Origin of the sequence: Peptoniphilus sp. HMSC062D09, assembly GCF_001811425.1 — a bacterium.
GTDB lineage: Bacteria > Bacillota > Clostridia > Tissierellales > Peptoniphilaceae > Peptoniphilus_A.
Genome location: NZ_KV804706.1, coordinates 18,573 through 33,146, shown reverse-complemented (window position 1 = coordinate 33,146; position 14,574 = coordinate 18,573). Strand labels below are relative to the sequence as shown.

Sequence of the window (14,574 nt, the reverse complement as noted above, 5' to 3'; positions counted from 1 at the left end):
AAAATATTTTTTGTCAGACCTTTCAAATTCATATTCGCCCTCTTCTACATAAATTACTTCATTGTATTCGTCAACGATTTTTGCCTTAACTCCCAACTTGTAAAGCATTTTTAGATTGTAAAGATTGGCAAGCTCGTGGTCAAGTCTTGTGCCCAAGGCTCCAAGTATTACAAGGTCCTTGTAGCCCTCTTCTAAGAGATAGTCAATGCAAAGGGCAGTGTCAGTTAAATCTTTTTTTGCAGGAAATTTTTTTATTTTAATGTCCTTGTCCTTTACATAGGAAAGAGTTTCATTACCAATGGAATCTAAGTCTCCAAGAAGAAGATCTGCCACAAGGTCATACTTTTTTAAAAGCCTTGCGCCTCCATCGGCTACTAAGATAAATCTGTCTCCATATTTTTCTAATAATTCCTTGGAAACTTGTCTCCCGCCAGAAATTAAAAGTGCTTTTTTCATAATAATTCCTTAAAGGCTTTAATATTTTCTCTCGTCTTATCTTTTTCAAATATTGCTGAACCTGCAACTAAAATATCTGCACCAGCTTCAAGGACTTCTCTTGCATTGTCAAGCTTTACGCCACCGTCAACTTCTATTAGTGTATTCAAATTTCTATCTTTAATTAATTTTTTTACCTCTCTAATTTTTCTAAGTGCAGATGGAATAAATTTTTGTCCTCCAAAGCCAGGATTGACGCTCATAATTAAAACTAAGTCAATATTTTCTATATTGTAGTCAAGAAGGTCAAGACCATCTCCAGGGTTTAGGGCAAGGCCTGCCTTTTTGCCATAAGATTTAATAAGAGAAAGAGTTCTATCAAGATGCTTTGTTGTACTTGGATGAATTGTAATTATATCTGAGCCAGCCTTTACAAATTCTTCAATAAAATTTTCTGGTCTTTCAATCATGAGGTGAGTGTCAAAGGGAATCTCAGTAAGAGGTCTAAGCCTTTTTACCACTCCTGGACCATAGGAAATATTTGGCACATAATTTCCATCCATAATGTCCAAGTGAATAAAGTCCACTTTTTCTTCATTCATAATTTTAAATTCTTTTTCTAAATTTGTGAAATCTGCTGAAAGTAATGAAGGTGAAATCATTAGTATTCTCCTTTTTCTTTTAATTCATTGAAAATGTACAAATAATTTTCATATCTTGACTTTTCTATTTGGCCCCTATCCACTGCATCCTTTACAGCGCACTTGGGCTCCTTTATGTGATTGCAATTGTTAAATTTGCAATTATTAAAATTTTTAAATTCTCGGAAATAATTTTTTAAATCTTCTTCCTCTATCTTTAAAGTAAGTGAAGAGAAGCCTGGAGTATCAAAAATATAAATATCCTCATTATAGAGTATTTCTGTGTGTCTAGTGGTGTGTTTACCGCGCTTAGTCTTTTCAGAAACCTTGCCCACTTCCACTTCTTTATTTAAAATTCTTGATGTGATAGTAGATTTTCCTGCCCCAGATACGCCGCAAAGGGCAACAGTCTTTCCATGAAGATAAGCTCTGAGAGACTCTATATTGTCATCCTTGTCTGAAATCACAAAGGTTTCAAAGCCAGAATTTTTATAAATCCTTGCAAGCTCTTCTGCACTTTCTTCGTCAAGGTCTGACTTGTTTATGACTATGGCAAGGTCAATGCCCTCATGCTCAGCCTGAATAATTGTCTTATCTATAATGACAAGATTATATTTGGGATTCAAAACCGGTATAACAATGAGAGCTAAGTCAACATTGCTCACCCTTGGTCTTGTGAGCATATTTTTTCTGGGATATACTTTTTCAATATATCCCAGAGTTTTTTCTTCGTATTTAAATTCTACATCATCACCAACAATAGGCTCAACTTTGCTGTGTCTAAAGTTTCCTCTAGCTCTTGTTTCAAAAACTTCGTCTCCAGACTTTATATAGTAAAAGCCACCTGTCAGTTTAATAATTTTTCCTATCATTATTTTATCTTCTCAGTCTTTACAAGATTGCCATCAACATAAATATTGTATTCGCCAGGACCAATTAATTCGACATTGCTGACTTCTCCGCCTTCTATATTGTAATTCCAAACTGAAGTTGCACTAATTTTATTTCCGTTTCCGTCTCTTACTCTTTCAGCAGAAACATTGTGAGTAGTGCCATCATCAGGAACCTTAACCTTGACATGATTTACTTTATTGTAATTATCTTCATTTTGATTTTCTTCATTGTCTTCGGTTTCTTCCTCTTCGTTAATTTTTGCTCCTTTTGAAATAAATAGAGTTACAGTTGAACCCTTATCTACGCTTTGATTTGGCTTTGGATCCATGTCATAAACTTGACCTTCGCCAACTTTGTTGCTAAATCCATTTTCAATTACAACTGTAAAGCCAAGGCTCTTTAATTGATTTACAACTATATCCTGATCCATGCCCTTGTAGTCGCTTAAAACAACTGGAGTTTTGTCAACGCCCTTAGATACTATAACCTTAACAGCTGTACCTCTCTTAACAGAATAGCCGCCATCAGGATTTGAATAAATTACTTTTCCTTCTTCAACATCTTCGTTAAACTCTTCTTCCACAGTTCCAAGTTTTAGAGAATTATCTTCAAGAGTTTTTTGTGCTTCCTCTGTAGTTAGTCCCTTTAATGGTGGAACTGGGACAGAATCAGGAAGCTCATTTATCTCAAGAGTAATAGTTGATCCCTTGTCTACTGAAGTGCCTTCTTCAGGATTTTGACCAAGTACAAGACCGTCAGGTTCATCTTCATTTTCCACTGTATTTACATCAAGGACCAGGCCTTGGGCTTCTATTAATTCTTTTGCTTCCTCTCTAGTCTTGCCTATATAATTTTCAACGGCAATTTTTTCTACTACATCGCCATTTTTCATTCCCTTGATAGCCTTTGGCACTACATAAATAAGTAGGGCAATTATAACTATAGCAGAAAAAATTCCCAGTATGGCAGGAGCTGCAGATTTTTTCTTCTTTACAACCTTCTTAGGTTTTCTTGTGTCCATATCCATGTTGTTGGAATGATTTCTATTAGGTCTTCTATTAAAATTTGGAGTGACAACAGTTCTGTCGTCTTCTTCATAGTCTCTTTTGACAGAAAAAGTTTTTGCTCCAATTGTGTAGTCCTTTATGTCCTTAATCAAATCAAATACATCTCTGTATCTGTCATCTGGATCCTTTTCAGTCATCTTTAAAACCAAGGCGTCAACTGAAGGATCTATGCTCTTGATAAAATCAGATGGCTTTGGCATTTGTGACTGAACTTGCATAAGGGCAACAGAAACAGGATTGTCTGCATCAAAAGGAAGTCTGCCAGTTAGCATTTCAAAAAGCACGATACCTAGAGAATAAATGTCAGACCTATTGTCTACTTTGGCACCTCTAGCTTGCTCTGGTGAAAAATAGTGGACTGAACCCATGACAGCATTAGTTGCAGTGACAGTTGTGTTGTCAGCAACTCTTGCAATTCCAAAATCTGTAACCTTAATTCTGTCGTCACGAGTAACCATTATATTTTGAGATTTAATGTCTCTGTGAACAATATGCTTTGAGTGAGCAACCTTTAAAGCCTCTGCAATTTGAATGCAGTAGTTTAAAGCTCTCTTTTCAGAAAGTCTGCCCTCATCATTTATTAAATCTTTAAGAGTCTTTCCATCGATGTATTCCATTACAATGTAGTGGACTTCTTTGTCTTCCACTTTTTCTGTTCCAACATCATAAATACTTACAATGTTTGGATGAGAAATGCTTGCAGCTGCAAGGGACTCTCTCTTAAATTTTCTAATAAAATTATTATCTTCGTTGTATTCTAATTTTAAAACCTTAATGGCAACAATTCTATCAAGCTTTCTATCATGAGCCTTAAAAACATTGCCCATGCCGCCTGTGCCAATTTTTTCTAATATTTCATATCTATTTGCTAAAATTTTATTTATCATTGCCCACCTACTTATTAAATACTAAAATAAATGTAATATTATCCATGCCGCCATTTTTAAGGGCGAGATCCAAAAGTTTGTCTTTGGCAACTTCAGGAGTATTTTCTTTTATAATTTTGAAAATTTCTTCATCAGGAATCATATTAGTAAGTCCGTCTGAACAAAATAAAAATATGTCATTATCTTCAATCTTTAAAGTGTTTACTGAGACATCTAAGTCAGCTGTAGTTCCCATTGCTTTTGTTAGCACATTTTTCTTTGGATGAACCTTTGCCTCTTCTTCAGTAATTTCTCCAATCTCCATCAAGTAGTTTACAAAGGAATCATCTCTTGTGATTTGCTCCATATCTTTATTTATCTTGTAAATTCTCGAATCGCCGACATTGGAATAAATTAAAACACTTCCTAAAATTATACCAGCAGAAACTGTGGTGCCCATGCCCCTATAATCTTCGTTTTCTTCAGAGCTTTTGAAGATTTCGCGGTTGGCATCTCTAATAGAAGAAGACAAGATTTCAATTGCATCTTCAATAGTCTTAACTTCCCTTGCCTTTTCAAAATCCGATGCAATAATTTCTGTTGCCATCTTTGATGCCCTTTCGCCGGCAAGATGTCCACCCATTCCATCAGCTAATATATATAAATTTTTTGACTCATTTACAAAATAACAGTCTTCATTATTTTTTCTGTAGTTGCCTACATTAGTTGCTGATACTACTTTCATTTATTTCACCTCAACTTTGCGCCTTAGTTGTCCACATGAGGCGCTGATGTCCCTTCCAAGTTCTCTTCTTATAGTTACATTAAATCCTTTTTTCTCAAGTTTATCTTTAAATTCAATGATTTCAGATTTGGAAGGTCTTTTTTCATCAAATTCATCAATTGGATTTAAGGGTATTAAATTAATATGACATTTCATATTTTTTGCAAAATTATAAAGCTCTTCAATATTTTTTTTGCCATCATTTTGATTTTTAATTAAAGTGTATTCAAAGGTAATTCTATTATTTGTCTTGTCACCATAATATTCCAAGGCTCTCTTTAAGTCAGCTAAATTAAACCTTTTATTAATTGGCATGAGTGCCGACCTATCCATGTCATTAGTTTGGTGTAAACTTACAGCCAGATTAATTGGAATGTCTATATCAGCAAGTTCATAAATCTTATCTGCCAAGCCACAAGTAGAAATTGTAATATTCCTATAGCTTGTATTGTGACCCTTTTCATCATGGAGTAACTTTATAAATCTAATAACTTCAGAAAAATTATCTAGGGGCTCGCCACTTCCCATTAAAATAAAATTTGAAACCTTAATATTTAAAGCCTTCTCTATTTCATAGACCTGACCCAACATTTCTGCTGCACTTAAGTTTCTCACGAGACCAGACTTTGTTGACGCACAAAAATCGCAGCCCATTCGACATCCTACTTGTGTTGAGATGCACTGAGAATAGCCATGCTTGTAGTCCATGAGGACGCCCTCTATTAAGTTTTCGTCCTTTAACTTAAATAGAAATTTTTTTGTTTCATCTAATTTTGAATCGAAAGTTTTAAAAATTTCTACTTTATTTATTTCTTCATCTTTAATTATGGAGATTGCCTTTTCTGATAGATTTGAATTTTCTATATCATATCTCTTCTTGTCGTGAAAAAATGTAAAAAGTTGAGAGCCTCTAAAAGCTTTCTCACCCTTACTTACAAAAAATTCACGCAGCTCATCTTCATACATAGAATTTAATTCCATTAAACCACCTATTCATCTAAACATTATACCATTAGATATGGACAAATAGAAATAGATTTGAAAATTTAATCAAATAAAAAGACTGCGAAGGCTCACAGTCAATTTTTTTCCATAAGACTAATAGAAAATCCATCACTTCCATCTGTCGATGGGAATAGTTTTAAAACTTCTCTATCTCTTAATTTTTTTATTTTGAAATTTTTGTTATTTTCTAAAAATTTATTTACTACATCTTCGTTTTCAATTTTTGAAAGAGAGCAAGTTGAATATAAAAGTTCTCCCCCATCTTTTACATAATCCTTTGCCTTATCTAATATTTCAAGTTGAATTTCAGCAAGTGACTTTATATCTTCTAAGTCCTTGTTCCATTTTATGTCAGGCTTTTTTCTGTAAAGACCGGTTCCTGAACAAGGGGCGTCAACTAAGACATAGTCAAACTTATCTATAAATTCTTTATTTAAAACTCTGGCGTCATTTACCCTTGTCTCAATATTTTTTACACCAAGTCTCTTTGCATTTTCTTGGATTAGCTTTATCTTGCCCTGAGATTTGTCGCAGGCAATAATTTCACCAGTGTTATTCATAAGTTCTGCGAGATGAGTGGTCTTGCCGCCTGGTGCTGCGCATAAATCTAATAGGCTGCTATTTTCCCTTGGATTTAAAAAGCTTGCCACTAAAATTGAGCCCAGGTCTTGGATATAAAAATGTCCCTCATCAAAATATTTCGTGTCAATTATTCCCTTGGGATTTAAAATATTTAGGGCATTGTCATAAACTGTCTCCTCTATTTCAAAACCCAGTTCTTTTAGATTATTCATCAAGTCGCTTTTACTTGTCTTTAAAGTATTCACCCTAATGGTAAAAAGTGGCATTTCGTTATTAGCCTTCAAAAGTTTTTTTGTAAATTCTTCACCGTAATTATTATAAAAATATTCTGTATAAAATTTTGGATGAGAATAAAAAGTTGAGAGATTGTCAATGCTGTCCTCAATCTTTACTTGTGGAGCATCCTTTTTGGAAATGCTTCTAAGAATTCCATTGGTAAAGGAAATTGATCCTCTGTTGCCGTAAATTTTTGCAAGATTAACTGATTCATCTACAATTGAATAATCTGGCACCTTGTCCAAAAAATACATTTGGTAAATTGCCATCTCTAAAATACTGAGAATAATTTTGTGAATTCTTTTTATTTTTACTCTTGAATTTATTTTTATTACATAATCTAGGTAAGTTCTATTGCGAATTACGCCTGTGGTGATTTCTTTTATAAAATTGTAATCTCTCTCATCAATATTAGATTTTTTTAAAATTTCAAGACTTTCTTCTAAAAATGCCCCCTTATAGAGGACATCGTTAATAATCTGTAGTGCTTTTTCTCTTGGGTTTTTCATTAATCTCTTCTTCCAAATATGCTAAGTAATCTCAAAAATTGTCCAATTGCAACTATTGTTGATGCCACATAAGTAAGTGCTGCTGCATTTAAAACTTCTCTTGTGCCTCTTAAATCATCTTCGCTAATAATTCCATTAGCAAGTTCTTTTTTTGCTCTATTTGAGGCGTTAAATTCAACTGGGAGCGTAACAATTTGAAATAAAACTGCAAAGAAAAATAGTGCAATGCCAAGTTTTATAAAAAATACTGAAAAGAAAAATCCAAATATTATTAAAAAGAAAGAAAGTTGTGTTCCTAAATTTGCTAGTGGAACTAGAGTAGCCCTAACTTTTAGTGGCACATATTCCACTGAATCTTGAATTGCATGACCTACTTCGTGAGCAGCAATAGAAACTGATGCAATGGAATTTTTGTAATAGACATCGCGAGATAAATTTAAAGTTTTATCTCTTGGGTCATAATGGTCTGAAAGTTTTCCGTTAACTAAATTTATTTTTACATAATTTAATCCATTTCTATCTAAAATTTCTCTTGCAACTTCTGCCCCACTTAAATTAGTGGAAGAGCCTATTTTCTTGTACTTTTCATAGGCAGAACTTATCTTTGCCTGTGCATAAAATGCGAGAATTAGGCCCGGAAGTATATAAATAAAATAAGTGTAATCAAAACCGTAATAATATGGATACATTATTTCCCTCCTATGACATAATTTTCTTCAAATTTATTTCCACGAAGAAAATCATCAATTCCCATGGCGCGCTTTCCCGGTGCTTGAATTTCATTTACAGAAATTGCGCCATCTACTGTTTTAATAATTAGTTCCTTGTCAGATTTTATAATTGTCCCAACTTTTTTATCTGATGAATTTTCTATTTCTTCTGCAGCAAAAATTTTATAAAGCTTATCTTCATAGGAAAATTTTGCCCCGTAATGTGGGCTAAGTCCCCTAATTTTATTAACAAGGTTTTTTGACCTTTCATTGAAATTTAAGAGCAAGTCATCCTTTAAAATTTTATCTGCATAAGTTTTTTTGCCTTCATCTTGGGGAGTAAAATTAACTCTATCTTCTTCCACTTCTCTTATAAATTCTTCTAAGATGTCAGCGCCCATAAGAGAAAGTTTATCTTCAAGCTCTCCGGCATTCATGTCTTTTATGTCAATTTCTTTTACAGCAGATACTGCGCCAGAGTCAAGTCCTTCTTCTACTCTCATGAGGCTCACGCCAGTTTTTTCTTTGCCCTCCATTATTGCCCTATTAATTGGGGCAGCTCCTCTTAATTCTGGAAGTAGTGATGCGTGAACATTAACAATATATTTTTTTGGAAGGTCGAGAATTTCCCTCTTTAAAATTTGTCCATAGGCAACGACAACAATTATGTCTGCCTGGACTTCTCTAAGTTTTTCTATGGACTCCTCTGAATTTATATCATGAGGCTGATAAACTTCGAGGCCAAGTTCTTCAGCCTTAACTTTAACTGGAGTCTTCGTGAATTTTTTGCCCCTTCCCTTTCTCTTGTCTTCTTGAGAAACTACAAGGGCAACTTGACCTAATTTATGGAGCCTTTCTAAAATAGGAACGGAAAATTCTGGAGTGCCCATAAAGATAAATTTCATCACTATTCACTCTCCGCTTCATACATTTCAATTGCCTTGTCTGTGTATAAAATTCCATCTAAGTGATCAACTTCGTGTTGAATAATTCTCGCCAAAAAGTCTTCAGCTTCCATGATTTTTTCTTCGCCTTCTAAGTCATTGTATCTAACTTTTATATCTTTGGCTCTCTTAACAGTTCCCTGTTTTCCAGGAACAGATAAACAGCCTTCCATAGACACTTCTTCCCCCTCTTTTTCAAAAATTTCGGGGTTAATCATGTAAAATCTCTTGCCCTCTTCTTCCTCTCTATTATCTACTACAATAAGCCTCTTCAAAATTCCAACTTGAGGTGCAGCAAGGCCAACGCCATAAGCCACATCCATAGTTTCAAACATGTCGTCAATTAAAAGTTTTAATCTATCGTTGAAATTTGTTACCTGCTTTGATTGTTTTCTGAGTATTGGATCTCCATCCTCTCTAATTTTTCTTGTTGCCATTTAATCACCTAAAATCTATATTTAAAAATACTTTATTATCTTCTTCTATCTTGCTATTAATAATTACCCTTTTAAGACCATATATTAACAAAGCTAAATCTTTTGGCTTCACCTTTACCGAAAATTTAGTTCTATTTACATTTTTTATCTTTGGCAACTTAATAAATTTTGTCACCATTAAATCTAAATTTTTTATGTCCATGGACATTTGCCTTAAAAATTTTTCTGCCCAGGTTTCAGTCAAACTTTCATCGTAGGAAGAAAATTCAAGCTCAATTAACTTTGTGTAGGGTGGGTATAAAAATAATTTTCTCTCTTCAATTTCATAATTATAAAAATCTTCATAATCGCCACTGGCAGAATATTTTATAATTTCAGAGTCAGGACTATAGGTTTGAATAATAACTTGACCCTTTTTTGATGCTCTACCAGCTCTACCAGAGACTTGGGTTATAAGTTGGAAGGTCCTTTCCTTGGCCTTGTAGTCAGAAATATATAGGGACATATCTGCTGCCACAATGCCAACTAGAGTTACATTTTCAAAGTCAAAGCCCTTGGAGACCATTTGGGTCCCAATAATTACATCGGCTTCCCTATTTTTTACAATTTCGTAAAATTTATCATAGGAATCCTTCTTTGTAGTTGTATCCCTATCCATGCGAAGAACTCTCGCCTCTGGAAATAATTTTTTTACTTCCTCTTCAACCTTTTGCGTGCCAACTCCAAATTGCTTAATGAATTTTGAGCCGCAACTTGGGCAAGTTTTTGGAAGTGGCTTTGTGCTTCCGCAGTAGTGACAGATGAGCCTATTCTTTGCCTTGTGGTAAGTCATTGATATGTCACATTCATGGCACTTAATAACTTCCCCACAAGACCTGCAGGAGATAAAATTTGAAAAACCGCGACGATTTAAAAATAAAATTATTTGTTCCTTCTTTTTTAGCTTTTCTTCCATTGCATTTTTCAAGTCTCTGCTAAAAATAGAAATATTTCCCCTTATTAGCTCGTCTCTCATGTCAATAATTTTTGTATCTGGAAGAAAGGCTCCCTTTTTTGCCCTATTTTTCAACTCACATAGATTATAAAAATCTTTCTTGGCATAAAAATAGGATTCAATGGAAGGAGTTGCCGAACCAAGGACAACTTTGCCTCTCTTTTTCATTCTATTTATGGCAACTTCAATAGTGTCGTACTTTAAGTTGTCGTGAAATTCATAGGAGGAGTCGTGAGATTCGTCTACTATAATCATTTTTAAATTTTTAAAGGGAACAAAAACTGCACTTCTTACGCCTACCACAATTTTTACTTGGCCATTTAAAACTTTTCTGTACTCGTCGTATCTCTCTCCCGAAGAAAGTTTAGAGTGAATTATTGCAACGCTGTCGCCAAACCTTCCTTTAAACCTCTCAATCATTTGTGGAGTGAGACCAATTTCTGGCACGAGGACAATAACCTCTCCGCCCTCTTCTATGACCTTTGATGCAAGATTTAAGTAGACTTCAGTCTTGCCGCTGCCAGTAAGCCCATGAAGAAGAGAAACTACTTTGTCCGTCCTTAAAATGCTGGCAAGAGCTCTTTGTTGCTCTTCATTTAAAGCTAATTTCTCTCTCACAAAATTCTTTTCCACTGGTTCTCTTTTAACTTCTTTTTTGTATTCACAAATTAAATCTTTTTTTATTAGAGTTTTTATTGGCGAATAGGAAATTTTAAGAAGAGACATGGCTTCAACACGAGATACATCTTTTTTCTCTTTGATAAAATTAAAAACCTCAGCCTGCTTATCGCTTAAATTCTCCAAATTTTTTGGGTCAAAATTTTCTGAAACTTTTAGAAAATTTACAAGCTTTGGCTTAACAAGAACTAATGAGTCATAGATGTATCTCACAAAACCCTTTGCCCTTAATTTTTTTATAATTTTCTTTTCATCTTCATTTAAGTCTTCAAAATACTTATTTAGGTCAATGGAATTTAACTCTTCAAGCTCTTTTCCCTGAGGATATTTTTCTACAATAATTTTCTTTTTAATTTTTTGCAAATTTCCTGGCGGCAAAATTGGCGCAAAGGCCCTTGAGTAACCAATTAAATATCTTTCTTTCATCCAAAGGCCAAGTTCAATTAAGTCCTCTGAAATAATTGGTTCATCGTCAAGGACTGAATGAATTTCCTTTAGCTTGTCTAAGTGTTCACCAGAATAATTTGCATGCAAAAAAAGGACGATACCAACTCGGTAAGACTTGCCAAAATTCACAAGAACACGCATACCTGGTTTAAGATCATCTTTTACTATGTATGTATAAAGTTTATCGATTTTTTGAAAATTATTTTCTATAAAAATATCTGCAAACATTCTTCACCTACAAAAGAGCTAGATTTCTCTAGCTCATAAGATTTTTTACCCTATCTAAAATTTCCTTGGCAAGTTCTGTCTTACTCATAATTTCTAAATCATCAGTATTGTTTTTGCTGATAATGGAAACTATATTGGTGTCAGCCCCAAAACCTGCTCCCTTTTTCTTAATATTATTTACAACAATCATGTCAAAATTCTTTTTTACAAGTTTTTCTTTTGCATACTCATAAATATTTGTGGACTCAGCTGCAAAACCAACTATAATTTGATTTTTCTTCATGCTTCCGTAGTGAGCGGCAATGTCTGGATTCTTTTCCATTTCGATTATATTCATTTGACTGTCATTGCCCTTTTTAATCTTTTCTTCGCTGTAAGATTTAGGTCTATAGTCACTTGGTGCCGCAGCTTTAATTAGCACATGGCAGTCATCAAAATATTTTCCAACAGCATCAAACATGTCTCTTGTAGTTTTAACTCTAACAAAGTTATCAACCTTTGGAATGTCAATTTTTGTTGGTCCAGAAATAAGAGTGACCTTGGCTCCTCTCTTCTTTGCATTATCTGCCAAGGCATAGCCCATTTTACCTGATGAATAGTTTGAAATAAATCTAACTGGATCAGGGGGTTCCACAGTTGGACCTGCCGTTATAACTACATGCTTACCTTCCAAGTCCTTTTCCATTAGCGCCCTATCTATTTCGTCAACAATTTCACTTGGCTCAAGCATTTTTCCACTGCCATAGTCGTTGCAAGCCAATATATCTTCTTTAGTATCTAAAATAATAACTCCTCTATCTCTTAGAGTCTGCATATTTTTTTGATTGGCTTCAGAATTTAGCATGACAGTATTCATGCCAGGCGCAAGCATTACCTTTGAACGAGATGCCATTAAAACAGTTGTTAACATATCGTCAGCAATGCCATTTGCAAACTTGCCAATTAAATTTGCGCTAGCTGGTGCAATTACTATTATATCAGCCCACTTGGCAAGAGAAATATGTTCCACATCCATATTAAATAATTGATTGAACATTTCTACGTGGACTATGTTATTTGACATAGTCTGAAAAGTTAGAGGCGTGACAAATTCCGTTGCATTTTTTGTCATTACAACCTTAACTTCTGCTCCTAATTTTCTTAGCAAACTGCAAATCCCTGGAGATTTATAGGATGCAATTCCACCTGTAACTCCAAGAAGAATTTTTTTACCCTTTAACATTTTATTCCTCTTCTAGGTCCTCTGTGTTTAATTCTTCTATTTTTTCTTGCTTAATTTTAGCAATTAATTCTTCTTTTTCTGCTGCAATTTTCTTTTCATATTGAGAATCAGATAACTTTTCGCCAAATTTAATCTTTCCAGCCATTATTTCTTCTAGGGCAACTGTAACTGGCTTTTCACTATCTGTATCAATAAGTTTTGGATTTCCGTCAATTAATTTTCTTGCTCTCTTGGAAACTAAGATTGCAAGTTCATATCTAGAATTTGCAACTTCACTTAAATCTTTAAAAGATGGTATAATCATTTATTTCTCTCCTCTTCTGCTTGAACTTCCTTTTTGATATTTTTATGTCTTTTAACTCTTAGTTTTTCTGCTGCTATAATAGTTTCTATGTCCTTAACGGCATTATCTATTACATCATTTATAACAAAGTAGTCATATTCACCAACAAAGTCAAGTTCCCTAAAGGCATTTCTATACCTTGTTTCTATTTCATCTTCAGTTTCTGTATCCCTCTTAACAAGACGAGATTTAAGTTCATCCATAGTTGGAGGAATTAAAAATATGAAGACTGCTTCTTTGTATTTCTTTTTTACTTGTAAAGCTCCTTGCACATCAATTTCAAGAAGTACAATTTCTCCTTTTTCAATTTCATCAAAGACAAATTGTTTTGGTGTTCCATAATAATTTGTGTGAACAAAGGCATGTTCCAAAAGCTCATCATTTTCTACCATTTTTTCGAATTCTTCTCTTGTGGCAAAAAAGTAATTCTCGCCATTAACTTCACCTGGTCTAGGTGTCCTTGTAGTTACGGAAGTAGAAAAAATTATATCGTCGTTGTTTTTCATGAGAGCCTCACTTACAGTTCCCTTTCCAGAACCTGAAGGACCTGATAAAACTAATAAAAATCCGCCGTCCAAATTATCACCATCCTGTTAATTATTCAACATTTTGCGCTTGCTCACGCAACTTTTCAATTTCAGATTTAAGGAGTACTACCTTGCTTGTAATTTCAATATCATTTGACTTTGAACCAATTGTGTTGGATTCCCTGTTCATCTCTTGGATTAGAAAATCTAACTTTCTGCCTATGGCTCCCTCTGACTTTATTATATCATTAAAATTATCTATATGTATTTTCAATCTAGTAATTTCTTCGTCAATGGAAAGCTTGTCTAGCATAATTGCAATTTCAGTCAAAATCCTATCTTCATCTATCTCACTAGAGTCCAAGTATTCACTAACTCTTTCTCTAAGTCTCTCTTCATTTTCTTTAAGAGTTCTTGGAGCTCTATTTTCAATAAAATTAGTGATGTTTTTTATCTCTTCTAATTTTACTAGAAAATCTTCCTTAATTTTTTCCCCTTCAATATTTCTTGCTTCCACAAAGTCCTTGGCAGCAAGGTCAACTACCTTTAATAGCTCATCTTTAATGTAGTCACCATCAAATTCAGCCTTTTGTGGTTTGAAAATATTGGGATCCTCCATTAATTTAGAAAAAGAAAGATCTTCTATCACTCCAAACTTTTCCTGTAAATCTTTACTTATACTAATATACTTATTTAGAAGCTCATAGTCAACATCAATTTTAACATCGCTAGAGTCTAAGTATTCAAAATTTATAAAGACATCAACCTTGCCTCTTTTGATCTTACTTTTTATAAAAGATTTTACAGATTCTTCAGCATACATAATAGATGATGGCATCCTAACATTTATGTCAAGGTATCTATTGTTAACTGATTTCATCTCTACCTTTATATAAAAATCCTCGCTTCTCTTTTCAAAAAGGCCGTAGCCAGTCATGCTATTCATAAAAACTCCTCATAAAGAACGAAAAGCACTATAAAGTGC

The 14,574-nt window shown here is 33.9% G+C and carries 15 protein-coding genes; all 15 read right to left on the bottom strand.

What is annotated here, in order from left to right:
* On the bottom strand, positions 1 to 456 hold a 456-nt coding region (locus HMPREF2801_RS04120), incomplete at its 3' end, for a thiamine diphosphokinase (protein WP_070610683.1).
* Entirely contained in the window at positions 453 to 1,097 is a 645-nt protein-coding gene (gene rpe, locus HMPREF2801_RS04115; protein WP_019124323.1) for a ribulose-phosphate 3-epimerase, read from the bottom strand. The genes rpe and HMPREF2801_RS04120, both read right to left, overlap by 4 nt.
* On the bottom strand, positions 1,097 to 1,948 hold the full coding sequence (rsgA, locus tag HMPREF2801_RS04110; protein ID WP_019124322.1) for a ribosome small subunit-dependent GTPase A: 852 nt from the start codon (positions 1,946 to 1,948) through the stop codon (positions 1,097 to 1,099). Before rsgA ends, rpe begins: the two co-directional genes overlap by 1 nt.
* Positions 1,948 to 3,924 (bottom strand): Stk1 family PASTA domain-containing Ser/Thr kinase, encoded by a 1,977-nt coding sequence (pknB, locus tag HMPREF2801_RS04105; RefSeq protein WP_070610682.1) that lies wholly within the window; start codon positions 3,922 to 3,924, stop codon positions 1,948 to 1,950. Before pknB ends, rsgA begins: the two co-directional genes overlap by 1 nt.
* A 7-nt stretch (positions 3,925 to 3,931) precedes the next feature.
* Positions 3,932 to 4,648 (bottom strand): Stp1/IreP family PP2C-type Ser/Thr phosphatase, encoded by a 717-nt coding sequence (locus tag HMPREF2801_RS04100; protein ID WP_070610681.1) that lies wholly within the window; start codon positions 4,646 to 4,648, stop codon positions 3,932 to 3,934.
* On the bottom strand, positions 4,649 to 5,668 hold the full coding sequence (gene rlmN, locus HMPREF2801_RS04095; protein ID WP_070610680.1) for a dual-specificity RNA methyltransferase RlmN: 1,020 nt from the start codon (positions 5,666 to 5,668) through the stop codon (positions 4,649 to 4,651).
* Between the two features lie 98 nt (positions 5,669 to 5,766).
* A complete protein-coding gene (rsmB, locus tag HMPREF2801_RS04090; protein ID WP_070610679.1) occupies positions 5,767 to 7,059 on the bottom strand; it encodes a 16S rRNA (cytosine(967)-C(5))-methyltransferase RsmB in 1,293 nt (430 codons plus the stop codon).
* Positions 7,059 to 7,751: a zinc metallopeptidase gene (locus HMPREF2801_RS04085; RefSeq protein ID WP_148130069.1), complete on the bottom strand. Its 693-nt coding sequence runs from the start codon at positions 7,749 to 7,751 to the stop codon at positions 7,059 to 7,061. Before HMPREF2801_RS04085 ends, rsmB begins: the two co-directional genes overlap by 1 nt.
* Entirely contained in the window at positions 7,748 to 8,674 is a 927-nt protein-coding gene (gene fmt, locus HMPREF2801_RS04080; protein ID WP_070610677.1) for a methionyl-tRNA formyltransferase, read from the bottom strand. Before fmt ends, HMPREF2801_RS04085 begins: the two co-directional genes overlap by 4 nt.
* A gap of 2 nt (positions 8,675 to 8,676) precedes the next feature.
* On the bottom strand, positions 8,677 to 9,150 hold the full coding sequence (gene def, locus HMPREF2801_RS04075; protein WP_070610676.1) for a peptide deformylase: 474 nt from the start codon (positions 9,148 to 9,150) through the stop codon (positions 8,677 to 8,679).
* Between the two features lie 4 nt (positions 9,151 to 9,154).
* On the bottom strand, positions 9,155 to 11,497 hold the full coding sequence (priA, locus tag HMPREF2801_RS04070; RefSeq protein ID WP_070610675.1) for a primosomal protein N': 2,343 nt from the start codon (positions 11,495 to 11,497) through the stop codon (positions 9,155 to 9,157).
* Positions 11,498 to 11,525: 28 nt separating this feature from the next.
* The gene (gene coaBC, locus HMPREF2801_RS04065; protein ID WP_070610674.1) at positions 11,526 to 12,719 is read right to left on the bottom strand and encodes a bifunctional phosphopantothenoylcysteine decarboxylase/phosphopantothenate--cysteine ligase CoaBC; all 1,194 of its coding nucleotides are present in this window, start codon (positions 12,717 to 12,719) and stop codon (positions 11,526 to 11,528) included.
* A 1-nt stretch (position 12,720) separates the two neighbouring features.
* Complete coding sequence (rpoZ, locus tag HMPREF2801_RS04060) at positions 12,721 to 13,023, bottom strand: DNA-directed RNA polymerase subunit omega (protein WP_019124312.1); 303 nt, start codon at positions 13,021 to 13,023, stop codon at positions 12,721 to 12,723.
* Positions 13,020 to 13,640, bottom strand: a complete 621-nt coding sequence (gmk, locus tag HMPREF2801_RS04055) for a guanylate kinase (RefSeq protein WP_019124311.1) — start codon at positions 13,638 to 13,640, stop codon at positions 13,020 to 13,022. The genes rpoZ and gmk overlap by 4 nt, the downstream gene beginning before the upstream one ends.
* Positions 13,641 to 13,659: 19 nt before the next feature.
* A complete protein-coding gene (locus HMPREF2801_RS04050) occupies positions 13,660 to 14,535 on the bottom strand; it encodes a YicC/YloC family endoribonuclease (RefSeq protein WP_070610673.1) in 876 nt (291 codons plus the stop codon).
* Positions 14,536 to 14,574 lie beyond the last annotated feature (39 nt).

Coding starts and splice junctions, on each gene's coding strand:
- rpe (WP_019124323.1), bottom strand. CDS start 1,097: ATGATTTCACCTTCATTACTTTCAGCAGATTTCACAAATTTAGAAAAA.
- rsgA (WP_019124322.1), bottom strand. CDS start 1,948: ATGATAGGAAAAATTATTAAACTGACAGGTGGCTTTTACTATATAAAG.
- pknB (WP_070610682.1), bottom strand. CDS start 3,924: ATGATAAATAAAATTTTAGCAAATAGATATGAAATATTAGAAAAAATT.
- HMPREF2801_RS04100 (WP_070610681.1), bottom strand. CDS start 4,648: ATGAAAGTAGTATCAGCAACTAATGTAGGCAACTACAGAAAAAATAAT.
- rlmN (WP_070610680.1), bottom strand. CDS start 5,668: ATGGAATTAAATTCTATGTATGAAGATGAGCTGCGTGAATTTTTTGTA.
- rsmB (WP_070610679.1), bottom strand. CDS start 7,059: ATGAAAAACCCAAGAGAAAAAGCACTACAGATTATTAACGATGTCCTC.
- fmt (WP_070610677.1), bottom strand. CDS start 8,674: ATGAAATTTATCTTTATGGGCACTCCAGAATTTTCCGTTCCTATTTTA.
- def (WP_070610676.1), bottom strand. CDS start 9,150: ATGGCAACAAGAAAAATTAGAGAGGATGGAGATCCAATACTCAGAAAA.
- priA (WP_070610675.1), bottom strand. CDS start 11,497: ATGTTTGCAGATATTTTTATAGAAAATAATTTTCAAAAAATCGATAAA.
- coaBC (WP_070610674.1), bottom strand. CDS start 12,719: ATGTTAAAGGGTAAAAAAATTCTTCTTGGAGTTACAGGTGGAATTGCA.
- rpoZ (WP_019124312.1), bottom strand. CDS start 13,023: ATGATTATACCATCTTTTAAAGATTTAAGTGAAGTTGCAAATTCTAGA.
- HMPREF2801_RS04050 (WP_070610673.1), bottom strand. CDS start 14,535: ATGAATAGCATGACTGGCTACGGCCTTTTTGAAAAGAGAAGCGAGGAT.